This window comes from Bradyrhizobium sp. 87 (assembly GCF_023073015.1).
Classification (GTDB): domain Bacteria; phylum Pseudomonadota; class Alphaproteobacteria; order Rhizobiales; family Xanthobacteraceae; genus Bradyrhizobium; species Bradyrhizobium canariense_D.
The window spans coordinates 327,753-351,868 of record NZ_JADPIQ010000075.1 but is presented as its reverse complement, the minus strand read 5'-3'; the positions used below and the strand labels follow the sequence as shown (position 1 = coordinate 351,868).

The window sequence follows — 24,116 nt, the reverse complement described above, 5'->3', positions numbered from 1 at the left end:
AACCGATGGCCGAGACCTATCCAACACCCCGTTTTGGAGCTCCCCGCGAGCCGAAATCCCCGGTGAATCCGGGCAGCCGGCTCGTCTCCATGTTCGACATCGCCACGGCCAGCCACGTCCGCGCGGTGAGCTTCCTGTTGTTGTGCGCGCTGCTGCTATTCCTGCCGGGCTTCTTCACGATTCCGCCGGTTGACCGCGACGAGGCGCGCTTTGCGCAAGCCACCAAGCAGATGGTCGAGAGCGGCGATTATGTCGACATCCGTTTCCAGGAGGACGTCCGCTATAAGAAGCCGGTCGGGATCTACTGGCTGCAATCGGCCGCAGTCGAGACGGCATCGGCGCTCGGTCTGCCGAAGGCCGAGTTGCGGATCTGGGTCTATCGGCTGCCGTCGCTGATCGGCGCCATCGGTGCCGTGCTCATGACCTATTGGGCGGCGCTCGGCTTCGTCACGCGGCGCGCCGCAGTGCTTGCAGCACTTCTGATGTGCGCCTCGGTGCTGCTTGGCGTCGAGGCGCGGCTTGCGAAGACCGACGCGATGCTGCTGTTCTGCGTGGTCGCCGCGATGGGCGCGATGGCGCGGGCCTATCTGTCCTGGCAACGCGCCGAGGACGAGACCCATCCGCCCTGGAGCTGGCCCGCGATCTTCTGGACGGCTCTCGCTGTCGGCATCCTGATCAAGGGCCCGCTGATCCTGATGTTCGCGGGCCTGACCATCGTCGCGCTCGCGATCCAGGACCGCGATGCCTCCTGGCTATGGAAGTTGCGCCCGCTCTGTGGCCTGATGTGGATGCTGGTGCTGGTGCTGCCCTGGTTCGTCGCGATCTTCTGGCGCGCCGGCGATGCCTTCTTCGCCGATTCCGTCGGCGGCGATATGCTGAGCAAGTTGGGCGCGCAGGAATCCCACGGCGCGCCGCCCGGACTGTATCTGGCGCTGTTCTGGATCACGTTCTGGCCCGGCGCGCCGCTTGCGGCGATGGCGGCGCCTGCGGTCTGGCGCGCGCGGCGCGAGCCCGGTGCGCAATTCCTGCTGGCCTGGCTGGTCCCATCCTGGATCGTGTTCGAGGTGGTGCTGACCAAGCTGCCGCATTACGTGCTGCCGCTGTATCCTGCGATCGCGATCCTCACCGCGGGCGCGCTCGAGCGGCGCGTGCTATCGTGGTCCTGGCTGATGCGCGGCTCGGCCTGGTGGTTCGCGATCCCCGTTGGCGGCTCGATCATCGCGGTCGTCGGCGCGGTGATGCTGACGCGGCAGCCTGCTTTCGTGGCATGGCCGTTCATCGCGGCCTCGCTGATCTTCGGCCTGTTCGCCTGGTGGCTTCACGACAACAATCACGCCGAGCGCTCGCTGCTCAACGCGCTGGTCGCAGCCCTGATGCTCGCGCTAACGGTCTACGGCATCGTGCTGCCGTCGCTGACGCCGCTGTTTCCGAGCATCGAGATCGCACGCGCGCTTCGCAACGTCACCTGCGTGGGCCCGAAGGCGGCCGCGGCCGGCTATCACGAGCCGAGCCTGGTCTTCCTGACGGGTACGCAGACGCTGCTCACCGACGGTTCGGGTGCGGCGGATTTCCTGCGGCAGGGGAGCTGCCGTTTCGCGCTGATCGAGCAGCGTTCGGAGCGCGGCTTCGTGCAGCGCGCCGAGGCGATCGGGCTGCGCTACAAGGTTGGCACCCGCATCGACGGCTACAATTTCTCGCAAGGGCGCGCGATCTCGATCTCGATCTTCCGCTCGGAAGGCACCGAGTAGGATGTCGGCACCAACCGACATCTCGCCGCGCGCGAGCTATCCCGCACAATTGCTCACGCTCTCGGGGCGCGCCCTGGCACAGCTCGTGCGCACGCCCTCGCATTCGCGCCGCGCCGAGGCCGCGCGAAAGCTGGCGCGGCATTCGCTTTGGCTGAGTGCTGCAGGTGCAGCCCTGGTCATCGCGCTGATGGTCGTGTTCGACCTGACCGAGATCCAGCTGATGCCGGCACGTGGCGCGCCCGGACTGTGGCCGATCCGCATCCTTACCGATTTCGGCAAGGACGAGTATGTGCTCTCGGTGCTCGGGGGCCTGCTGGTGGTCCTGGCGCTGGTTGCGGCGGGATTGCACGGCACCAGCCGCGCGCTTCTGCTCGGCCTCGGCACGCGGCTGCAGTTCATGTTTTTGTCTGTTGCCGTGCCCGTATTCGTCGCCGAGATCCTGAAATATCTTATCGGTCGAGGACGTCCGTTCGTCGGCGGCAAAGCCAATCCGTTCAACTTCGTGCCGTTCGAGGGGACCGGGGCCTATGCCAGCCTGCCGTCGGGTCATGCGGTGACGGCGTTCGCGCTGGCGTTCGCGGTCTCGGCGCTGTGGCCGCGCCTGCGCGTGTTCATGTTCACTTACGCTATCGTGATCCTGCTAACGCGACTGGTGCTGCTTGCGCACCACCCGAGTGACGTGGTGGCCGGCGCCCTGGTCGGCTTGGTCGGCGCCTTGGCGGTGCGCTACTGGTTCGCGGCCCGCAGGCTCGGCTTTGCCATCCGTGCCGACGGCACCATTGTGCCTCTTGCAGGGGCGGTCTCGGGCCGCCTCAAAAGGGTTGCCCACGGGGCATCCGCCCCATAAAAGCGGCTGCCTGCCGGGACCGCCGGTTCCCGAGCCAAGCCAATTCCAACCACGAGCTTCGATTTGTCGTCCCAGCCTTCGGTTTTCCAGCCCTCGGTTTCCATCGTCGTTCCCGTGCGCAACGAAGCCGACAACATCGTGCCGCTGATCGAGGAGATCGGCGCGGCGCTCGACGGCCGCTGGGCCTATGAGATCATCTACGTCAATGACGGTTCGACGGACGCGACCGGCGAACGGCTTGGCGCGGTCATGAAGCAGCGGGACAATCTGCGCCAGCTGCGCCATGCCAGATCAGGCGGCCAATCCGCGGCCGTGCGCAGCGGGGTGCGTGCGGCACGCGGCGCGATCGTGGCGACGCTCGACGGCGACGGCCAGAACAATCCGGCCTTCCTGCCGGACTTGATTTCGGCTGTCGAGAACGGAAGCAAGGTCGGACTTGCCGCCGGACAACGCGTCGGCCGCAAGGATACCGGCTTCAAGAAGTTCCAGTCGCGCGTCGCCAACGGCGTCCGCAACGCTATCCTGAAGGACGGTACGCGCGACACCGGCTGCGGCCTGAAGGCGTTCCGGCGCGAGGTGTTCCTGATGATGCCCTATTTCGACGGGCTGCATCGCTTCCTGCCGGCGCTGGTGCGCCGCGAGGGCTACGAGATCGCCTATGTCGACGTGATCGACCGTCCGCGCCGCTCCGGCGTGTCAAACTACGGGTTCTTCGACCGGCTGTGGATCGGCATCATGGATCTCGTGGGCGTGTGGTGGCTGATCCGCCGCAAGAAGCCGACGCCAGATGTGACTGAGGTGACGGCATGATCATCCAATACGGTCAGGCGCTGAGCAATTATTTCTACGACGTCTTCGTCGCCAAGTTCGACTTCTGGCTCGCGTTCGGCCTCGTCGCGCAGTTGTTCTTCACGGCGCGTTTCCTGGTGCAGTGGATCGCGAGCGAGCGCGCCGGCAACAGCGTAGTGCCGATGGCGTTCTGGTTCTGCTCCATGGGCGGCGGGCTGATGACGCTGGTCTATGGCGTCGTCAAGCGCGAGCCTGTCATCATCCTCGGCCAGGCGCTCGCGACCATCATCTATATCCGCAACATCATGCTGATCATCAAGAACCGCGGCCGCGGCTCGAAGACGCTGGAGCGCTGATCCGAGGCGACTAGCGCGGCAGCGCCGAGGCTGCTCCCGACGCGGGGAGGGCGGCGGTCTCCGTCTCGGTCCTGCGATGGGGCTCGCCAGCCGCGTCGAGCACGGGGTAGGCGACCGAGCAGATATGCGAGTGGATGCGGCGCAGGTCCCGCAGCACGTCGAGATGCAGCGACGTGGTTTCGATGGTCTCGGGACGGCCCTCGCGGAGGCGATCGAGGTGGCGCTCGACGGCGGCAAGCTCGGTGTTGCGCAGCGCCGTCTTCTCCACCAGCAGCTTGCGTGCCTCGTTGGCGTCGCCCGACATGAAGACGCCAAAGGCGATGCGCAGCGAATCCATCGTGCGCTTGTGGAAGGCGGCGAGCTCCTCGGCGCCCTCGGGCGAGAACTGAAAGCGGCGCTTGATCTTCTTGGTCGCGAGCTCGCTCAGGCTCTTGTCGATGATGTCGCCGATATGTTCCAGATTGATGGCGAAGGAAATGATCTCCATGGCGCGCCGGCCCTCGCTCTCGTCGAGGCTGCCGCGCATGAGTTTGGTCACGTAGAGCTTGATGGCTTCGTCGAGGCCGTCGACGATATTGTCCATCTTCGAGACCTGGTCGACCAGCGCGCGGTCGCCGCTCATCATCGCCGCCATCACCTTGCGCAGCATGATCTCGACGAGATCGCCCATGCGCAGGGTTTCGCGGCCCGCATCGGCCAGCGCCAGCGACGGCGATTCCAGCGCGGTCTCGTCGAGATAGCGCGGCCGGGCCGGATCGGCCTCCTGAACACGATCGGGCAGGAGCCGGGTCAACAAGCGCGACATGGTATCGAGCAGCCCGATGAAGATGACGGCCGTGCCGACGTTGAAGGCGATATGAAACGCCGCCGTCATCCTGGCCAGATCAGGCTGCCAGGCGTGCATGTGCTCGGCGATCGGGCCCAGGAAGGGCAGGACCAGGGCGATGCCGATCACGCGATTGACGAGATTGCCCACCGGCAAGCGATAGCTGGCGGGATCGTCACGCTTGGCGCCTTCGAATACGGGATTGATGGCGCTGCCGAGATTGGCGCCAAGCACCAGTGCGAGCGCCGCGTAAGGCGAGACGAACTGCGAATAGGCGAGTGACATGATCAGCAGCACGCTGGCGACGCTCGAATGCACCGCCCAGGTGACGAGCGCCGCGATCACGATGCACAGAACGGGATCCCCCGTAATGGAGGACATCACGACGCGGACGCCCGGTGCGTTCTCGGCTGGCGCCAGCGTGTCGAGCAGGATGTGCAGCGACAGCAGCATCAGTCCGAGACCGATCAAGACACGGCCGACATCCTTGATCCGCGAGCGCGGACCCACGCGGAAGGCGACCAGTCCGAGCACGAACAGGACCGGCGCGACGGCGGCGATGTTGAACGACAGCACCTGCACGATCAACGTCGTGCCGACATTGGCGCCGAGCATGATCGCCAGTGCGGTGACCAGGCTGAGCAGGCCCTCGGCTGCGAACGAGCTCGTGAGCAGCGCGGTCGCGGTGCTGCTCTGGAGCAGCGCTGTCAGCCCGAGACCGGCGGCAAACGCGTTGAAGCGATTTCCAAGCGCCTTGCCGAGCAGCCGTCGCAGGTCGGGGCCAAAGGCGCGCAGAATCCCGCTGTGGACCATGTGCAGGCCCCACAGCAACAGCGCCACGCCGCCCATCAGATCGAGCAGTACCAACGTTCCCATGCTCCGTGTCCGGATTGGAGTCGATTGGTGAGGCTAGCGCCAAATGCTTGAGGTTCAAACCATTTGTTGGCGCGTCGGCGTTAACGTTTGCGGCTTATGCACGTCCCCCCGGTGCGCGTTGGCGCGTCCCGCGGCGCGATGCCTTGTGAGCAGCCTCACATTGCTGCCTTGAGGGCAGCGAAGCCGCGATCGAGGTCGGCCTTGAGGTCGTCGACGCTTTCGAGCCCGATATGCAGACGCAGGGTGGGGCCGCCCGGCGCCCACTTGGTCGCGGTGCGATAGGCGTCGCAATCGAAGGGAATCACCAGGCTCTCGAAGCCGCCCCAGGAGAAGCCCATGCCGAACAGTTTGAGCGTATCGAGCATGATGTCGACCGCCTTCTGTGGCGCCGGCTTCAGGACGATGCTGAACAGGCCCGACGCGCCCGTGAAGTCGCGCTTCCAGATCGCATGGCCGGGATCAGTCTCGAGCGCCGGATGCAGCACGCGCGCGACCTCGGGACGGCTCGCAAGCCAGCGCGCCATGTCGAGCCCGGAGCGATGATGCTGCGCCAGCCGCACCGACAGCGTACGCAGGCCGCGCAGTGCCAGGAAGACGTCATCGGGACCGGCGCAAACGCCGAGCAGGCGGATGCCTTCGGCGATCTGCGGCCAGGCCTTGGCATTGGCCGAGATGGTGCCGAACATGATGTCGGAATGGCCGCCGATATATTTGGTGGCGGCCTGCATGCTGATGTCGACGCCCTGTTCGAGCGAGCGGTGATAGAGCGGCGTCGCCCAGGTGTTGTCGTCGATGACGAGCGCGCCGCGCCCATGCGCGACCTCGGCGATGGCGCGGATGTCTGGCATCTCGAACGACTGCGAGCCGGGCGCCTCGACCAGAACGGCACTTGTGTTGGGCCTGAACAGCTTGTCGATGCCGGCGCCGATCATCGGATCGAAGTAGGTGGTCTCGACGCCGTAGCGGGTGAGCATGCCGTTGCAGAAATTGCGCGAGGGCCGATAGACGTTGTCGCAGACCAGGATGTGGTCGCCGGCCTTCAGCACCGAGAGCAGGGTGGTCGAGATCGCCGACAGCCCAGACGGCACGATGCCGACGCCGGCGCATTGCGGCCCCTCCAGCGCCGTCAGGGTCTCCTGGAACGCGCGGGTCGTCGGCGTGCCGTGCCGGCCGTACTGGAACTCGCCGCGATGGGCGTGCAGGTCCTCGGCGGTCGGATAGAGCACGGTCGAGCCGTGGAAGACGGGCGGGTTGATGAACCCCTTCTGCGCCTTGGTGTCGCGGCCGGAGGTGACCAATCGGGTCTCGGCATGCTGCTCGGAGGGGTGTGAGGAATCCATGCGTCTGCTTTCAAAAGCGCGTTTCCACGAGGCGCGCTGCGCCGGCGGGCTGGCCGAAAGGCCGCTGTCGTTAATAACAGAACACAGAAGAGTCCCGTCAACCCCTTGACCCGGCACGCCAGTCGTTCTGTTATCGCAGGTGCTATTCAGTCGCCGCATGTTGAGGGGCCTGCCGCGACCATCGATCCATCGCCTGACCGGACCTAGCGCCACAGCCGTAACGGCGGGCGCCTGTCGGCGGGGATTAAGGCAGGGCCTCCCGGGATCGGCGGGTGATCGGCAAGGATTTCCAGCATGACTCTTGCAGGGCTGATCTTGAGACGGCTAGCCCTGGCAGAGGCGATCGCAAAGACAACGTTCCTGACCTTGAGACGACTTTGAAAGGCCCAAAGCCCATGAAACGCGTAACCCTGGCTCTCTCTCTCGCTCTCGCCGCCGGCCTGACTGCCCAAGCCGCCGATGCGCAAACGCTCAAGACCGTCAAGGACCGCGGCATGCTGTCCTGCGGTGTCAGCCAGGGCCTGCCCGGCTTCTCCTCGCCGGACGACAAGGGCAACTGGACCGGGCTTGATGTCGACGTCTGCCGCGCGATCGCCGGGGCGATCTTCAACGATCCGACCAGGGTCAAATACGTGCCGCTCTCCGCCAAGGACCGTTTCACGGCGCTGCAATCCGGCGAAGTCGACGTGCTGTCGCGCAACACCACCTGGACCATCTCGCGCGACACCTCGCTCGGCGCCAACTTCACCGGCGTGACCTATTATGACGGGCAGGGCTTCATGGTGAAGAAGTCGCTCAAGGTGAACTCGGCGCTCGAGCTCAACAGCGCGTCGGTCTGCGTCCAGACCGGCACCACGACCGAGCAGAATCTCGCCGACTACTTCAAGGCCAACAACATGAAGTACGAGGTGATCGCGTTCGGCACCAACGACGAAACGGTCAAGGCCTACGAGGCCGGGCGCTGCGACGTCTTCACCACCGACCAGTCGGGCCTGTACGCCAACCGCCTGAAGCTTGCCAATCCCGGCGATCACATGGTGCTCCCGGAAATCATCTCGAAGGAGCCGCTCGGTCCGATGGTGCGCCACGGCGACGACCAATGGTTCGACATCGTGAAATGGACGCTGTTTGCCATGATCACCGCCGAAGAGCTCGGCGTGACCGCGAAAAACGTCGACGAAAAGGCGAAAGGGGAAAATCCTGAACTGAAGCGCGTTCTGGGTACCGATGGCAATTTCGGTGAACAGCTCGGCATAAGCAAGGATTGGGTGGTGCGCATCGTGAAGGCCGTCGGCAATTACGGCGAAGTGTTCGACCGCAATGTCGGCGCAGGCTCGCCGCTCGGTATCAATCGGGGTCTCAACAATCTCTGGAACAAGGGCGGTCTCCAATACGCCCCGCCGATCCGCTGATCCGGCCTGACCCGCGCTCGCGGCGATGAGCATCGAGGCTCGCAAACCCCCGCCCCAGATCGCGCTGAAGATCAGGCGGGTGCTGGGGGGCAAGACAGGCTGGAACGGCATCGCCGTCCAGTTTGCCTTCGCTGCGATCCTGGGCTGGATTGCCTATGAAATCGTCTCCAACGCCCGCGCCAACCTCGAGAACCAGCATATTGCCGCCGGCTTCGGCTTCCTCGCGAACAACGCCGGTTTCGACGTCAATCAGACGCTGATCTCGTATACCGGCTCGGACACGTTCCTGCGCGTATTCCTGGTCGGGCTCCTCAACACGCTCGTGGTCTCGGTGGTGGGCATTGTGTTCGCCACCTTGATCGGCTTCATCGTCGCGCTGTGCCGGCTGTCGCCCAACTGGCTGCTCGCGCGCATTGGCGAAATTTATGTCGAGATCATCCGCAACTTGCCGCTGCTATTCCAGATCCTGTTCTGGTACCTGGCGGTGCTCGCGGCCTTGCCCAATCCACGACAGAGCATTTCGCTGCTCGGCATAGCTTTCGTCAGCAATCGCGGTCTCGTCATTCCCCGCCCGATCGGCGAGAGCGGCTTCGAGGCGTTTCTGGCGGTGCTGGCCCTCGGCATTGTGGCTTCGGTGGCGTTGCGCATCCATGCGCGCCGGGCGCTGTTCGAGCGGGGTCAGGTGATCCGGATCTGGCCCTATATGCTGGGCCTGCTGTTCGGACTGCCGCTCGTCACCATGCTGGTAGCGGGTCTGCCCTTCAGCTTCGAGCTGCCGCAGCTCAAGGGTTTCAATTTCGCCGGTGGCTCGCGGATCATCCCGGAGTTCGTGGCGCTCACGTTGGCCTTGTCGACCTATACGGCCGCCTTCATTGCCGAGATCGTGCGCGCGGGCATCCTCTCCGTCCACAGCGGACAGATGGAGGCGGGATCGTCGCTGGGCCTGAGCCGCGGCACCACGCTGCGCTTGGTCGTCGTGCCGCAGGCGATGCGCGTCATCGTTCCGCCGCTGACCAACCAGTACCTCAATCTCACCAAGAATTCGTCGCTGGCCGTCGCGATCGGCTATCCCGACCTCGTCTCCGTGTTCGCCGGCACGTCGCTGAGCCAGACCGGGCAGGCCATCGAGATCATCGCCATGACGATGGGCGTGTATCTCCTGATCTCGCTGATCACCAGCGCCGTCATGAGCGTCTACGGTTGGCGCGTCAGCCGGAGTCTCGGCGCATGAGCGATATCACCTCGTCCAGTTTCGTTCGCCGGGATCTTCTGGATGAGCGTCCCGCGCCGGTGAAGACCACGGGCTTCGTCGGCCTGGTGCGGACGCGCCTGTTCAACTCGCCGACCAACATCCTGCTCACGATCGTCGGCGCCTTGCTGCTCTGGTTCACCATCATTCCTTCCGTCAAATTCCTGATGGTCGATGCAGTCTGGACCGGCAAGGATCGCACGGCCTGCCTCGCCGAGAACGCCGGCTTTACGGTCGGCGCCTGCTGGCCCTACATCCAGGCCAAGCTGCCGCAACTGATCTACGGCTTCTACCCCGAAGCCGAACGCTGGCGGGTCAACCTCACGCTCGTGTTGTCAGTAGTCCTGTTGGTGCCGTTGCTCATTCCGCGACTGCCGTCGAAAGGATTGAACGCTGGCCTGTTCTTCCTTGCGTTTCCGGTGGTCGCATTCTTTCTGCTGCATGGCGGCGGCATCAAGGGATTTGGCCTGAGCTGGACCGCTGACCTGCTGCAATTGTTCGACGACAGCATCATCGGCGCTGGGCAGGCTCTGCTCGGTCTCGGCAAGACCTCCTCTGCCGCACCGCTGTTGTGGGTCGTCGGCAATGTCATCGTGCTCGTGGGTACCGCGATCTACTGGCTGATCTTTCCGCTGACCTGGCTGCGTGACCAGTTGCAGGGGACAGGCCAGTCGGTCTGGGCCGATTTCGCCATCACTGCCGCGATCGTCTCACTGATCGCCTTCGTTCTCGGCGGCGGCCTCCGCACCGGGGGGCGGGCCCTCACATCCAGCATCGTCACCTTCGCCGCCATCGCAATCGTGATCAAGCTGATGGGGCTCGATCACGGCGGACTGCCGATCGTGCAGACGAACCTGTGGGGCGGACTTCTGGTGACGCTGGTGGTCTCCGTCACCGGCATCGTCACCTCGCTGCCGATCGGCATTGCGCTGGCGCTTGGCCGCCGCTCGACCATTCCGTTGATCCGGATCTTCTCGATCGCCTTCATCGAGTTCTGGCGCGGCGTGCCGCTGATCACCGTGCTGTTCTTTGCCACCTACATGCTGCCGCTGTTTCTGCCGGGCAATTTCACGGTCGATGGTCTCGTGCGTGCGCTGATTGGAATCTCTCTGTTCACGGGCGCCTATCAGGCCGAGAACGTCCGCGGCGGGCTGGCTGCTATCCCGCGCGGGCAGGGCGAGGCGGCCGCGGCATTGGGGCTGTCCTGGTGGAAGACGACCTCGCTGATCGTGCTGCCGCAGGCGCTACGCCACGTCATTCCGAACCTCGTCAACAGCTTCATCTCGCTGTTCAAGGACACTTCGCTGGTCTCGATCGTGGCGCTGTTCGATCTCCTCGGCTCGCTGCGGGCGTCGTTCTCGGATCCGAAATGGTCGTCGCCATCGACCGCTTTCACAGGGTTCGCCTTCGCCGGGATCATCTACTTCATCTTCTGCTTTGGAATGTCACGCTACTCGCTCTTCGTTGAGCACCGCCTCAACGCTCACCGCCGCAACTGATCGAGGTCACCATGTCCGACCCCATCGTCAAGATTTCCGGCCTGAACAAATGGTACGGCGAGTTTCACGTGCTGCGCGACATCGACCTTACGGTCGAGAAGGGCGAGCGCATCGTGATCTGCGGCCCCTCCGGCTCGGGCAAGTCGACGCTGATCCGCTGTATCAACGCGCTCGAGGAGTTTCAGGAAGGCGAGATCGTCGTTGACGGCATCGAGCTCGGGCCGAACCTCAAGCACGTCGATGCGGTGCGGCGCGAAGTCGGCATGGTGTTCCAGAGCTTCAACCTGTTTCCGCACCTGTCCGTGCTGGACAATTGCACGCTGGCGCCGATCTGGGTGCGCAACATCCCCAAGAAGGACGCCGAGGCTGCGGCGATGAAGTTTCTGGAGCGGGTCAAGATCCCGCACCAGGCCAACAAGTTTCCGGGACAGATGTCCGGCGGTCAGCAGCAGCGCGTCGCGATCGCCCGCGCGCTGACGATGAACCCGAAGGTGATGCTGTTCGACGAGCCGACCTCGGCGCTCGACCCCGAAATGGTCAAGGAGGTGCTGGACACCATGGTCGACCTTGCCGAGGAGGGCATGACCATGCTGGTGGTCACCCACGAGATGGGCTTTGCCCGCGAGGTCGCCAACCGCGTGGTGTTCATGGACGCGGGCCAGATCATCGAAGCCAACACGCCCAACGAGTTCTTCGCGGCCCCACAGCACGCCCGAACAAAACTGTTCCTGAGCCAGATCCTGCGCTGAGCACCTGCAATCCGGTGGCGTCGCGGGTCTAACCGGCCCGCCAGCTTGGCACCATGCGAATCGGCCAAGCTCTTTTCGGGCCATCCTCCGGAGAGAGACTTTGCAGAGCAGCGCCGGCGCGCGCGCATTCCAGAACGCGCGATTGCAAAAGAAATTGAAGAAGCAGGCGGACGCACTCATGTCCGCCGCGGTTCAGGCACTCGGCCAGGGCAGATACGCGGAGGTCGAGACACTCTGCCGCCGGATTTTGACGGAGGTTCCGGATCATTTCGACGCCGCGCACTTGCTCGGTCTGCGCGCGTATGATGGCGGGCGGCTCGATGAGGCGCAACAACTGCTCGAGCGCGCGACCGTGCTCGATCCGCGTTCGCCCGATGCCCATGGTAATCTCGGGGCGGTGTATTTCACCCTCCAGAAGTTTCAGGAGGCTCGCGCATGCCAGGAGAAGGCCGTTGCGCTGAAGCCGAATTCTCCGATCGCCTTGACCAATCTCGGCAATACGCTGCTGCACATGGGCCTCGCCGAGCAGGCTATCGAGCTGCACGATCGCGCTATCAGGCTGAAGCCGGACTATGCCGATGCATTTTGCAATCGGGGCATGGCGGAGCTGATCGAAGGCCAGTCCCAGCGCGCCAAGGAGAGTTTCGATCGCGCCCTCGCGTTTCAACCGCGTCACGCGGAAGCGATCGCAGGCAGGGGCATGGTATGCATCGAGCTCCGGCACTACGAAGAGGCGGCCGCGGCGATCGCGGCAGGGCTCGCGATCAAGCCGGATTCGCCGAAGATTCTGGCGCAGCGCGGACGGCTCAATCTCGATCTGTTGCGGCTGGAGCAGGCGCTCGCGGACTTTGATGCGGCGCTGGCGCTTTCGCCGAGGCTCGAAGTGGCCTTGCAGGGAAAGGCGCAAGTCAACCTTGTCAAGGGCAACACGGCCGAGGCGATTGCGGCCGTCGAGACCTTGCTGGAGGAAAATCCGCGGTCCGACATCGGAATTGCGCTCCTTGCTTCCTGCTATGCGAGCCAGAGAGACATCGCGACGGCGCTCGAACATCTCGACGCCGGGCTGGCAATGGCGCCTGATTATGCGGACTTGATCGGGCGCAAGATATTCTTCCTGGACTATCTCCCGGAGGCCGATTTTTCGGTTCAGCAGGCTGCGCGAAAACAATGGTGGGACGCGATCGGCGCCAAATTGGCGCAAAGGGCGTTGGCGCCCCGCACGCTTGATCCGGACAAGCGGATTTTGATCGGATATGTCGCTTCCGAATTGAGGAACCACTCGGCAGCGTTCGCTCTGTTGCCGGTGCTGCGCCATCATGATCATGCCAGGTTCGAGATCGTCTGCTATTCGTGCTCGCCGGTAAGAGATGAGATGACCGCCGCATTCAGGTCCTCGGCGGACGTCTGGGTCGACGCCTGGCAGATGTCGGACGACGAACTGGCCGATCGCATTCAGGCCGACAAGGTCGATATCCTGATCGACGTATCCGGGCACACGACCGGCAACAGGCTCCATGTCTTCGCCCGCAAGCCGGCCCCGATCCAGGTCTCGGGGTTTGGTCACGCCACGGGCACGGGCCTTCAGACCATGGACTACGTGCTCGCGGATCCCGTCTTCATTCCGCAATCGGCGCGCCATCTGCTGGCTGAAAAGGTCTACGACCTGCCGTGCCTGATCACGATCGATCCCATTTTGGATCTACCTGCATCGGAGCCGCCCATGCTCCGCAACGGCCATGTCACCTTCGGCGTGTTCAACCGCATCTACAAGATCTCGGACGAGGCCATCCGGGTGTGGTCGAAATTGATGCGCGAGGTGACCGGTTCGAAGATCATCGTCAAACATACCCTGCTTGACGATCCCATGTTGCGCGACAATTTGGTCGCGCGGTTCGTGGCACAGGGCGTTGCCGAGGAGAATGTCACCTGCCTGGGCTCGTCGCCGCGCCCCGAGCACCTGCGGGCCTTTGCGAACGTCGACATATCGCTCGACACGTTCCCGCAAAATGGCGGCGTCAGCACCTGGGAATCGCTCTATGCCGGCGTTCCGGTCGTGGCCAAGCTCGGCAACGGCGCCTCGTCGCGTGCCGGTGGTTCGATCGTGGCTGCGGTCGGTCTCGACGACTGGATCGCGCAGGACGACGAGGGCTATGCCGCGATCGCCTGCAAATATGCGGCGCAGCCGGCGTATCTGGCGAGGTTGCGCAGCGGCTTGCCGGCCCGAATCGCAGCGTCCCCCGCCGGCAATGTCGAAATCTACACGCGCGAGGTCGAAGCGGGCTATCGCCAGTTCTGGCGCGACTACTGTGCCGCGGCTGTCGAAGGCAGCGAGGTTGCGTAGGGGACCGGCAGCGCCGGGCCGCTGAGCCCCGGGAAATCCCGGGGGTGTCACCGTGCCAGCTGACCGGCAGGTCGGGCTTGCGAATCAGTTAGACTCTGCCCCGGGCCATCTTCCGGAGAGACACCTTGCAGAGCAGCGGCGGCGCGCGCGCATTCCAGAACGCGCGATTGCAGAAGAAATTGATGAAGCAGGCGGACGCCGTCCTCTCCGCCGCGGCTACCGCCTATGGCCAGGGCCGATATGCTGAGACTGAAGCACTCTGCCGGGAGATCCTTAAAGCGCTGCCCGATCATGTCGACGCTCTGCACCTGCTCGGCATGTGCGCGCATGACGGCCGGCGCCTGGAGGAGGCGCAACAGCTGCTCAAGCGCGTGATTGTGCTCGATCCGCGCCTGCACGATGCCCATAGCAACCTCGCGACCGTGCATTTCGATCTCGGCAATTACGAGGAGGCGCGGCGGTGCCAGGAGAGGGCCATCGCGCTAAAGCCGAATTTTGCGGTCGCGCTGACCAACCTCGGCACACGCTGATGCATCTGGGGCAGTACGAACAGGCGCTCGAGCTGCATGAGCGCGCCATCAAGATCAAGCCGGATTATGCCGACGCGTTCTGCAATCGCGGTATGGTCGAGATTGTGCTTGGACAGATCATGCGCGCCAAGGAAAGCTTCGACCGCGCCCTGCTGTTTCAGCCCCGTCACGCCGAGGCTATCGTCGGCAGCGGCATGGTCAGCATGGAGCTGCGGCACCACGACGAGGCGGCCGCCAAATTTGCCATGGCGCTGGCGATCAAGCCCGGCTCGCCGAGGATCGTGGCCCAACGCGGGCGGCTCAGTTACGAGTTGCAGCGCCTGGAGCCCGCGCTTGCGGATTTCGAGGCGGCGCTTGCGATCTCGCCCAAGCTCGAGCTGGCGCTACGCGGCAAGGCCCAGGCCTGCCTCGTCATGGGAAAGACCGCGCAGGCGATGGCAGCCGCAACGGCCCTGATCGAGCAAAATCCGCGCTCCGAGGTGGGGCTGGCGCTGATGGGCTTCTCTTATTCGAACCAGGGGGACATGGACGCAGCGATCGAGTATCTCGATCGCGCGCTGGCAGTCCGGCCGGACTATGGGGATGCGATCAGAGGAAAGATCTTCCTGGAGGACTACCGCGCCGAGGCCGATTTCGTGGTCCAGCAGGCGGTGCGAAAATCCTGGTGGGACCAGATCGGCTCCAAGCAGCCGCGAAGGGAGTTGCCGAAGCGGCCGCTGGACCCGGAAAAGCGGATCGTGGTCGGCTATGTCGCTGCCGAATTCCGGCAGCACTCCGCGGGGCTCACGCTGCTGCCAGTGCTGCGCCTTCATGATCACACTAAATTTGAAATCATCTGCTACTACTCATGGCCGGGCGCGGACGAGTACACCGCCATGTTCAAATCATTGGCCGACGTCTGGGTCGATGCCTGGGGGCTTTCGGACGACGAACTCGCCGATCGTATCCAGGCCGACAATGTCGACATCCTGATCGACGTTTCGGGCCACACGACCGGTAACAGGCTGCAGTGTTTTGCGCGTAAGCCGGCCCCGATCCAGGCCACTGGCTTCGGACACGCGACGGGCACAGGCATGCCGATTATGGACTACGTGCTCGCGGATCCCATTTTCATTCCGCCGTCGGTTCGGCATCTGTTTGCCGAGAAAATCTACGATCTGCCGTGTCTGATCACCATGGAGCCTGTCTCGGATCAGGCGCCTTCGGAGCTGCCGATGCTCTGCAACGGCTACGTCACCTTTGGCGTGTTCAACCGCATCTACAAAATATCGGATGATGCGATCCGTGTGTGGTCGCGCATCATGCGGGAGTTGCCGGGATCGAAGATGGTCCTCAAGCATGGTCTGCTCGATGATCCCCTGCTGCGCGATAGTCTGGTCGCGCGTTTCCTCGCGCAGGGCGTTGTCGAGGAGAACATCACCTGCCTCGGCACCACCTCGCGCGACGACCATCTGGCGGCTTTCGCCCAGGTCGATATGTCCCTCGACACGTTCCCGCAAAATGGCGGCATCAGCACCTGGGAATCTCTCTACAAGGGCGTTCCCGTCGTGGCCAAGCTCGGCATCGGGGCCTCCTCGCGTGCCGGCGCCTCTATCGTGACTGCCGTCGGCCTCGGCGACTGGGTGGCCGAAGATGACAATGGCTATGTCGAGATTGCTCGCAGGTTTGCGTCACAGCCCGATTATCTGGCGAAATTGCGCACGGAATTGCCGGCCCGGATCGCGGCTTCGCCCGCCGGCAATGTCGAGACCTACACGCGGGAGCTCGAGGCGGGTTACCGAAAGTTCTGGCGCGACTATTGTGCCGCCGCCGCGGATAACGCTGACGTTGCGTAGGCGAGGCCCGGGTTGGGCACCGGCATCTTCCGGGGGATTGCCGGGCCGCCTAAACCGGCGGCTCTGGCCGCGAATCAGCTAGAATCGTCTCGGGCATCCTCCGGAGAGAATCCTTGCAGAGCAGCGGCGCCGGCGCGCGCGCGTTCCAGAACGCGCGATTGCAGAAGAAATTGAAGAAGCAGGCGGACGCGATCATTTCGACCGCGAATGCGGCCTATGGCCAGGGCCGGTATGCGGAGACCGAGGCGCTCTGCCGCCAGATCCTGAATGAACTTCCGGAGCATTTCGGCGCCTTGCACCTGCTTGGCTTGGGCGCGTTCGCGAGCCGACACTTCGAGGCAGCGAAACAGGCCCTCAAATATGCCGTGACGGTCGACCCACGCTCGGCACAGGCTTTTTCCGATTTGGGAGCCACGCATTTCGCACTTGGGGAATATGAGGACGCGCGTACGTCCCTGGAGAGAGCCATCGCGTTGAAGCCCAGCTTCCCGATGGCCTTGGCCAATCTCGGCAATACCTTGTTGCATCTAAACCGCGTCGAGCAGGCTATCGAACTGTACGATCGCGCGATCGGGCTGAAGCCCGATCATGCCGATGCGCTTTGCAATCGCGGCCTGGCAGAGCTCGCGCTGCGCCAGCTTGATCGCGCCAAACAGAGCTTCGAGCGCGCACTGTTGTTTCAGCCGCGAAACGTCGAGGCGCTCGTCGGCAAAGGTTTGGTCAATATCGAGCTCAAAAACTTCGACGAGGCCAAAGGCGCGCTGGAGGCGGCGCTCGCGATCAGGCCAGGCTCGGCGAAAATCCTGGCGAACCGTGGACGGCTCAATCTTGAGACGTCGAGGTTGGAACAGGCGGCGGCGGATTTCGACGCGGCCCTTGCGCTTGCGCCCAAGCTCGAGGTGGCCTTGCAGGGGAAGGCACAAGTCGCGCTCGCCATGGGAAACACGGCGCAAGCGATTTTAGCCTGCACCATGTTGCTGGAGGAATATCCACGCTCAGCGATCGCGATGGCGCTGCTGAGCGCTTGTTTTGCAAATCAGGGAGAGATCGCGTCGGCGATCGAGCTTCTCGATGCGGCGCTGGCCATTGTGCCGGATGCATCCTTGATCGGCCGGAAGATCTTCTTCCTCGACTATCTCTCCGAGGCCGATTTCGCGGTTCAGCAGGCCGCACGAAAGCAGTGGTGGGACGCGATCGGCTCGAAGTTGCCGCGAAGGACTCTTGCCCCCCGGCAGCTTGATCCCGACAGGCGATCGTGGTCGGCTATGTTGCTGCCGAGTTTTGGCATCACTCGGCGGCGTTCGCTCTGTTGCCGGTGCTGCGCCATCATGATCATGCCAGGTTCGAGATCGTCTGCTATTCGTGCTCGCCGGTAAGAGATGAGATGACCGCCGCATTCAGGTCCTCGGCGGATGTCTGGGTCGACGCCTGGCAGATGTCGGACGACGAACTGGCCGATCGCATTCAGGCCGACAAGGTCGATATCCTGATCGACGTATCCGGGCACACGACCGGCAACAGGCTCCATGTCTTCGCCCGCAAGCCGGCCCCGATCCAGGTCTCGGGGTTTGGTCACGCCACGGGCACGGGCCTTCAGACCATGGACTACGTGCTCGCGGATCCCGTCTTCATTCCGCAATCGGCGCGCCATCTGCTGGCTGAAAAGGTCTACGACCTGCCGTGCCTGATCACGATCGATCCCATTTTGGATCTACCTGCATCGGAGCCGCCCATGCTCCGCAACGGCCATGTGACCTTCGGCGTATTCAACCGCATCTACAAGATCTCAGACGAGGCCATCGGGGTGTGGTCGAAAGTGATGCGCGAGGTGACGGGTTCGAAGATCATCATCAAGCATACTCTGCTTGACGATCCCATACTGCGCGACAATCTGGTCGCGCGGTTCGTGGCACAGGGCGTTGCCGAGGAGAATGTCACCTGCCTGGGCTCGTCGCCGCGCCCCGAGCACCTGCGGGCGTTTGCGAACGTCGACATATCGCTCGACACGTTCCCGCAAAATGGCGGCGTCAGCACCTGGGAATCGCTCTATGCGGGCGTTCCGGTCGTGGCCAAGCTTGGCAACGGCGCCTCGTCGCGTGCCGGTGGTTCGATCGTGGCTGCGGTCGGTCTCGACGACTGGGTCGCCGAGGACGACGAGGGCTATGCCGCGATCGCCTGCAAATATGCGGCGCAGCCGGCGTATCTGGCGAGGTTGCGCAGCGACTTGCCGGCCCGGATCGCAGCGTCTCCCGCCGGCAATGTCGAAATCTACACGCGCAAGGTCGAAGCGGGCTATCGCCAGTTCTGCGCGACTATTGTGCCGCGGCTGTCGAAGGCAGCGGGGGCCTGACCCTGCCGGTTGGGGCGTAGCCTCGAATTGCGCCGGCCACCTTAGTCCTCCGGAAACCATGCGGCGCTGCGCGACCGTGCCGGTTCATGGCTCCGAAAGCTATCTCTGGGCATGTGGCGCCAAAAGGGTGCGCCAATGCTCGGTTTCGTCTTCGGCTTGAACGCCCGGCTCGGGCGATTGCATTTCTTCCTCGCGACGGTCGCGCTTGCGATCGTGATGACGGCGATCTGCTTTGCAATCGCAATGGCCGTGCTGAACAACACCTCGCCCGGCGCGATCCGACCCGAAGACCTCACCAAGAGCTGGGCGATGATCGCCGCGATCGTGTTCTTCGGAGTTGCGACCCTCACGCTGCAATCGATGCGCATCCGCGACATCGGCTGGGATCCGGTCTGCGTGGTGCCTGCCTGGTTCGCGCTCATGATCGTCGACCATGTCGTCGCGGGCCGGTTTCCGGCCTGGGCGATCGGGGAGGAGCACCAGGCAACGGCGGTCGGCGCGCTCGTCAACCTCGCGCTGATGCTCGCGCTCATGTTCTGGCCGAGCGGCGACAGCGAGGGCTCCTACGGCGCTCCCCTCCCGCCGCGCACACGCGCGAACAAGCCTTCGCTATCGAACGAGCGCCTCGCGCGGGTGTCGCAGGGATCGTCTCGCTCGAACTGGAGCTAGACGGCCGGCTTCCGGAACGTTCTAGACGAACGGCAGCTTGATGTTGCTGCGCTTCTCCAGCCATTCAGGCACAGGAAGGCTCTTGGCGCGCATGAAGTCCGCATTGAACAGCTTCGACTGGTAACGGCTGCCGGAATCGCAAAGCACGGTGACGATCGTCTTGCCGGGCCCGAGCTGTTTTGCGAGACGCATCGCGCCGGCAACGTTGATGCCGGTCGAGCCGCCGAGGCACAGGCCTTCGTGCTGGAGCAGTTCGTAGATCACCGTGACTGCTTCCGCATCGGGAATGAGATAGGCGTCATCGACCTTTGCGCTCTCGACGATTGCGGTCGCCCGGTTGAGGCCGATGCCCTCGGTGATCGAGCCGCCCGGCGTCGCCTTGGCATCGCCCGTTCTGAAATATTCATACATGCCGGCGCCGTGCGGGTCGGCGCAGGCGATCCTGACGTCCTTGCTCTTCTCTTTCAGGAAGCGGCTGGTGCCGGCCAGCGTGCCGCCGCTGCCGACGGAGCAGACGAAGCCGTCGATCTTGCCGCCGGTCTGCTCCCAGATCTCGGGACCTGTGGACTCGTAATGCGCCTTCGCATTGTCGAGGTTGTTCCACTGGTCGGCGAACAGCACGCCGTTCGGCTCCGTCTTGCGCAGCTCGTCGGCAAGACGGCGGCCGACATGCTGGTAATTGTTCGGATTGGAATAGGGCAGGGCCGGCGATTCCAGCAGCTCGGCGCCGCACAGCTTCAGAAAATCCTTCTTCTCCTGGCTCTGCGTCTCCGGGATCACGATCAGCGTGCGGTAGCCGCGGGCGCTGGCCACGACCGCAAGACCGATGCCGGTATTGCCGGCGGTCGATTCCACGACGAGACCGCCGGGCTTGAGCTCGCCGCGCTTCTCGGCCTCGAGGATCATCCATTTGCCGGCGCGATCCTTCACCGACTGGCCGGGATTCATGAATTCGGCCTTGCCCAGGATGGTGCAGCCGGTCAGTTCGGAAGCGCGCTTGAGCTTGATCAGCGGGGTGTTGCCGATGGCTTCGACAACGTCGTTTTTGATAATCATGTCAGGGGAAATCACTGGCAAGGGGTTGATTAGGCTGGCCAGAACCTAGTGCTTGAAATGCCAAAGGGGAAGGCTTTTGCGCTGCGGCGAAACCCGCGAAAATCCCCGTAAGCAGTGAAAATTTGGAAGGAGAGATCGCCGCTGCTGCTGCTGTGCTACGCCGCGGGATATCGGTAGGAGGATGTGGCCGGCTTCTGCCAAAACATGGAAGATAAGGGTCGTCGCGAGCGCACCCTCCATTGGATGTCAGCCGTCGCCGTCGAAGAGTGCGGATAGTACGCGGGAGGCGGTCAAGATATCGGCACGACGAACGCTTATTCGTTTTCCGTTAATGGACAACCTCGCGAAAGTGGCCAGGCCCGGTTTCGCGGCCGGACTGAAGCCGCATCGCGAGCGGTGCAGGCGGATTGGAGGGGGTTGGCGTCGGTGTGGCGGCAGTATCACATGAAATCTTGGTAAGCTCGAACGCACTCAGGAACGACCCTGAAATTCAAGAAACACCTGCAGGACAGCACCCTTTTGTATTTTCTCAGCTCTAAGATCGTCGCGCTTTGGGGGGCACCTCGCAACTGCGGGACTGTCCCGCGGTTCCGCGTCCGGCTAGTATGAGGCGCACAATTTCGCTGAAAGCATCACTTGTGAACGAGTTGTCCAAAGCCCCCCGACGACCGCGCTGCGAATCGGCTAATCCGGCCGCGCGGCGGCGGTTCGATCTGCCCGGCGGGGGGTGGATGTGACACAACGTGTTCCGGCGATCGCCGTGCGGCGGTCACCAGGCGCGACGTCCCGGACGCGACGTGCGGCGCGCTGGCTTGCGGTCGCTTGCCTCGCCGCCGGTTCGGGCGCCTGCGTGCTGACGCAGGATCTTCCTGATCCCGCGCTCGACGTTCCCACGCAATACAAATATGCCGGGAAGGCCGATGCGCCGCCGTCGCTGGATTGGTGGCGCAGCTTCCGCTCCGCGGAGCTGACACAGCTGATGGAAGAGGCGCACACCGTCAACCTCGACATCGCCGCCGCCGTTTCGCGCATCGTCGAGGCCGACGCTCAGGCGCGGCAGGCGGGTGCGGCGCTGCTGCCGAGCCTGTCCGGCACCGGGCAGGAGGCCTATTCGCGCACCTCCGGTTCCTCCGCCTCGGGGCTAACCAATGGCGGCCGTGAGGTCGTCAACTACCAGGCTTCGCTGAGCGCGAGCTACCAGCTCGATTTCTGGGGCCAAAATCGCGACGCCCTGCAAACGGCGGAAGAGACGGCAAATGCCAACCGCTTCGATCGCGACGTCGTTGCGCTGACCACGCTTGCAGGCGTCGCTAACGCCTATTTCCAGGTGCTGGCCTCGCAGGATCGCATCAGGACCTCACAGCGCAACATCGCGAGCGCGCAACGCATCCTCGATGCCGTCAGGGAACGGCGCAAGGCCGGCACCGGCACCGACCTCGACGTCGCCCAGCAGGAGAGCGTGCTCGCAAACCAGAAGGCACTGGTGCCGCCGCTGCGCCAGACGCTCGACCAGAACGTCAATGCGCTTGCAGTCCTGGTGTCGCGGCCGCCGGAGAGCGTGCGCGTGCTCGGCGGCTCGCTGAACCGGATCGCGATTCCGCGCGTGACGCCGGGACTGCCGTCGGAGCTCCTGACGCAGCGGCCCGACATTCGCCGGCAGGAGGCCCAGCTCGCCTCCGCGACAGCGAACGTCGGCAATGCCCGCGCGCAATTCTTTCCGACCATCCAGCTCACCGGCAATGGCGGCTATCAGAGCTCGGCCCTGGTCTCGCTGTTCCAGCCGCATGCGGCATTCTTCCAGCTCGTCGGCAGCGCGACGCAGCCGATCTTCGACGGCGGCAAGATCCTCGGCAATTTCGAGTTTGCCAAGGCGCGGCAGGACGAATTGCTCCAGACCTACCGCAAGACCATCATCCAGTCCTTTGCCGACGTCGACAACGCGCTGTTCTCGATCAAGCAGACCACGATCAGGCTGCAATTGCAGCGTGACGTCCTCAACGCCTCCCGCCGCGCATTCGATCTCTCCGAGCAGCAATTGCGCGCCGGTACCGCCGATATCGTCACCGTGCTCAATACGCAACTGACCCTGTTCCAGGCGGAAGACGCGCTGTCACAGGCGCAACTTGCCCGCCTTCTTGCTATCGTCAGCCTGTATCAGGCGCTCGGCGGCGGCTGGGAGCCGAGGATGGAGAAACCGGTCAATGCTCTTTAAGCCGGATACGAAGCAAGGCGCGAAGGAGGGAACGGCAAAGAAGTCGCGCGGGCGCGGCTTCGTCATGACCCTGATCACGCTGGCGATCCTCGGCGGGCTCGGCTACTACGGCTGGACCATCTGGCACCAGCAGCCGCAGCAGGCGAACGGCCGCAATCAGCGGCCGGATCTGCCGGTGCCGGTGCTGGCGGCGACGCCCCGCATCCAGGACGTTCCCGTCTACCTCGACGGCGTCGGCGCGATCCGCGCACTCAACACCGTGACCGTCCGCTCGCAGGTCGACGGCAAGCTGATCGCGGTCAATTTCACCGAGGGACAGGACGTCAAGAAAGGCGACGTGGTCGGCGAGATCGACCCGGCGCTCTACCAGGCGACGTACGATCAGGCCGTCGCCAAGAAGGCGCAGGACCAGGCCCAGCTCGCCAACCAGCGTATCGACCTTACGCGCTACGAGCAGTTAGCTGCCTCCAATGCCGGATCCAAGCAGCAGGCCGACACCCAACGCGCGCTGGTCGCGCAGACCGAGGCGTTGGTCAAGGCCGACCAGGCCGCGATCGACAATGCAGCGGCGACGCTGAGCTACACCAAGATCGTGGCGCCGATCTCGGGCCGCGCCGGCCTGCGCCAGGTCGATCAAGGCAACATCATCCATGCCTCGGACACCACGGGTCTCGTGGTGATCACGCAATTGCAGCCGATGGCGGTGTGGTTCAGCTTGCCGCAGCAGCAGATCATGCGCGTCAACGCCGCGGCATCGAAGGGCACGCTCGCGGTCGACGTGTTCGGCAATGACGGCCTCACCGTGATCGACACCGGCAAGCTCACCGGCATCGACAACCAGGTCGACCAGACCACGGGAACGCTCAGGCTCAAGGCCGAATTTCCCAACGCCAATTACCAGCTCTGGCCCGGCCAGTTCGTCAATGTCCGCCTCAAGGTCGAGACCTTGACGCAGGCGCTGGTGGTACCGACCTCTGCCGTGCAGCGCGGACCGATCGGCACCTTCAGCTATGTCATCGGCGAGGATAACATCGTCTCGGCCAAGCCGGTGACGGTGACGCAGCAGAACGAGCATGACGCCGTCATCGCCAGTGGCCTGTCGGCGACCGACAAGGTCGTCACGACGGGCTTTGCCAATCTGTCCGACGGCTCCAAGGTGGTCATCGGGCGCGACGATCAGACCCCGTCGGCCGATCTCGCGCCGCGCAAGCGCTCGCGCGGGCCGGATGGTCAGAAGAAGGACGGCGCAAAAGACGGCCAGAAGGACGGACAAGACAAGGACGGCGAGTTCCGCGCCAAGCGCAAGAGCAGCGAAGGCGACCAGAAGGGCCAGACCGGACCGGCACCAGGGCCTCCGTCAAGTCCGGGTGCATCGGGAAGTGGAGCTAAGCAGCCATGATCCCGACAACAGCCGCCTGAGCGGCAGGCGCAT

The 24,116-nt window shown here is 64.0% G+C and carries 15 protein-coding genes and 2 pseudogenes; 14 read left to right on the top strand and 3 right to left on the bottom strand.

Features of this window, described 5'->3' with window-relative positions:
- The first annotated feature begins 5 nt into the window (after window positions 1-5).
- The 4 genes from IVB50_RS18235 (at window position 6) to IVB50_RS18220 (ending at window position 3,740) form a co-directional block, all read left to right on the top strand.
- Entirely contained in the window at window positions 6-1,748 is a 1,743-nt protein-coding gene (locus IVB50_RS18235) for a glycosyltransferase family 39 protein (protein WP_247296800.1), read from the top strand.
- 1 nt (window position 1,749) lies between these two features.
- Complete coding sequence (locus IVB50_RS18230; RefSeq protein ID WP_247296797.1) at window positions 1,750-2,595, top strand: phosphatase PAP2 family protein; 846 nt, start codon at window positions 1,750-1,752, stop codon at window positions 2,593-2,595.
- 63 nt (window positions 2,596-2,658) lie between these two features.
- Entirely contained in the window at window positions 2,659-3,405 is a 747-nt protein-coding gene (locus tag IVB50_RS18225) for a glycosyltransferase family 2 protein (RefSeq protein ID WP_018457785.1), read from the top strand.
- Complete coding sequence (locus IVB50_RS18220; RefSeq protein ID WP_247296796.1) at window positions 3,402-3,740, top strand: lipid-A-disaccharide synthase N-terminal domain-containing protein; 339 nt, start codon at window positions 3,402-3,404, stop codon at window positions 3,738-3,740. Before IVB50_RS18225 ends, IVB50_RS18220 begins: the two co-directional genes overlap by 4 nt.
- A 10-nt stretch (window positions 3,741-3,750) precedes the next feature.
- On the opposite strand, the gene IVB50_RS18215 is transcribed toward IVB50_RS18220, so the two are convergent.
- On the bottom strand, window positions 3,751-5,442 hold the full coding sequence (locus IVB50_RS18215) for a Na/Pi cotransporter family protein (RefSeq protein WP_247296794.1): 1,692 nt from the start codon (window positions 5,440-5,442) through the stop codon (window positions 3,751-3,753).
- A gap of 155 nt (window positions 5,443-5,597) precedes the next feature.
- The gene (gene metC, locus IVB50_RS18210; RefSeq protein ID WP_247296791.1) at window positions 5,598-6,782 is read right to left on the bottom strand and encodes a cystathionine beta-lyase; all 1,185 of its coding nucleotides are present in this window, start codon (window positions 6,780-6,782) and stop codon (window positions 5,598-5,600) included.
- Window positions 6,783-7,177: 395 nt separating this feature from the next.
- Here metC and IVB50_RS18205 point away from each other — a divergent pair, with 395 nt between their 5' ends.
- From IVB50_RS18205 to IVB50_RS18170, 8 genes and pseudogenes are all read left to right on the top strand, one after another.
- Window positions 7,178-8,194: an amino acid ABC transporter substrate-binding protein gene (locus IVB50_RS18205; protein WP_247296790.1), complete on the top strand. Its 1,017-nt coding sequence runs from the start codon at window positions 7,178-7,180 to the stop codon at window positions 8,192-8,194.
- A gap of 25 nt (window positions 8,195-8,219) precedes the next feature.
- On the top strand, window positions 8,220-9,425 hold the full coding sequence (locus tag IVB50_RS18200; protein ID WP_085394800.1) for an ABC transporter permease subunit: 1,206 nt from the start codon (window positions 8,220-8,222) through the stop codon (window positions 9,423-9,425).
- On the top strand, window positions 9,422-10,942 hold the full coding sequence (locus tag IVB50_RS18195; RefSeq protein WP_018457790.1) for an amino acid ABC transporter permease: 1,521 nt from the start codon (window positions 9,422-9,424) through the stop codon (window positions 10,940-10,942). Before IVB50_RS18200 ends, IVB50_RS18195 begins: the two co-directional genes overlap by 4 nt.
- Window positions 10,943-10,953: 11 nt before the next feature.
- Entirely contained in the window at window positions 10,954-11,691 is a 738-nt protein-coding gene (locus IVB50_RS18190) for an amino acid ABC transporter ATP-binding protein (RefSeq protein WP_018457791.1), read from the top strand.
- A gap of 100 nt (window positions 11,692-11,791) precedes the next feature.
- The gene (locus tag IVB50_RS18185) at window positions 11,792-14,032 is read left to right on the top strand and encodes a tetratricopeptide repeat protein (protein ID WP_247296788.1); all 2,241 of its coding nucleotides are present in this window, start codon (window positions 11,792-11,794) and stop codon (window positions 14,030-14,032) included.
- 125 nt (window positions 14,033-14,157) lie between these two features.
- A pseudogene (locus IVB50_RS18180) lies at window positions 14,158-16,397 on the top strand (tetratricopeptide repeat protein).
- 113 nt (window positions 16,398-16,510) lie between these two features.
- Window positions 16,511-18,767, top strand: a pseudogene (locus tag IVB50_RS18175) (tetratricopeptide repeat protein).
- Between the two features lie 115 nt (window positions 18,768-18,882).
- On the top strand, window positions 18,883-19,416 hold the full coding sequence (locus IVB50_RS18170; RefSeq protein ID WP_018457795.1) for a DUF805 domain-containing protein: 534 nt from the start codon (window positions 18,883-18,885) through the stop codon (window positions 19,414-19,416).
- Between the two features lie 21 nt (window positions 19,417-19,437).
- Here the strand turns inward: IVB50_RS18170 and IVB50_RS18165 are convergent, their stop codons facing one another.
- Window positions 19,438-20,472, bottom strand: a complete 1,035-nt coding sequence (locus tag IVB50_RS18165) for a cysteine synthase A (RefSeq protein WP_247296786.1) — start codon at window positions 20,470-20,472, stop codon at window positions 19,438-19,440.
- Window positions 20,473-21,199: 727 nt separating this feature from the next.
- Here IVB50_RS18165 and IVB50_RS18160 point away from each other — a divergent pair.
- Both IVB50_RS18160 and IVB50_RS18155 read left to right on the top strand, forming a co-directional pair.
- The gene (locus IVB50_RS18160) at window positions 21,200-22,684 is read left to right on the top strand and encodes an efflux transporter outer membrane subunit (RefSeq protein ID WP_026233443.1); all 1,485 of its coding nucleotides are present in this window, start codon (window positions 21,200-21,202) and stop codon (window positions 22,682-22,684) included.
- Window positions 22,674-24,083 (top strand): efflux RND transporter periplasmic adaptor subunit, encoded by a 1,410-nt coding sequence (locus IVB50_RS18155; RefSeq protein WP_204511169.1) that lies wholly within the window; start codon window positions 22,674-22,676, stop codon window positions 24,081-24,083. The genes IVB50_RS18160 and IVB50_RS18155 overlap by 11 nt, the downstream gene beginning before the upstream one ends.
- The last annotated feature ends 33 nt before the right edge of the window (window positions 24,084-24,116 follow it).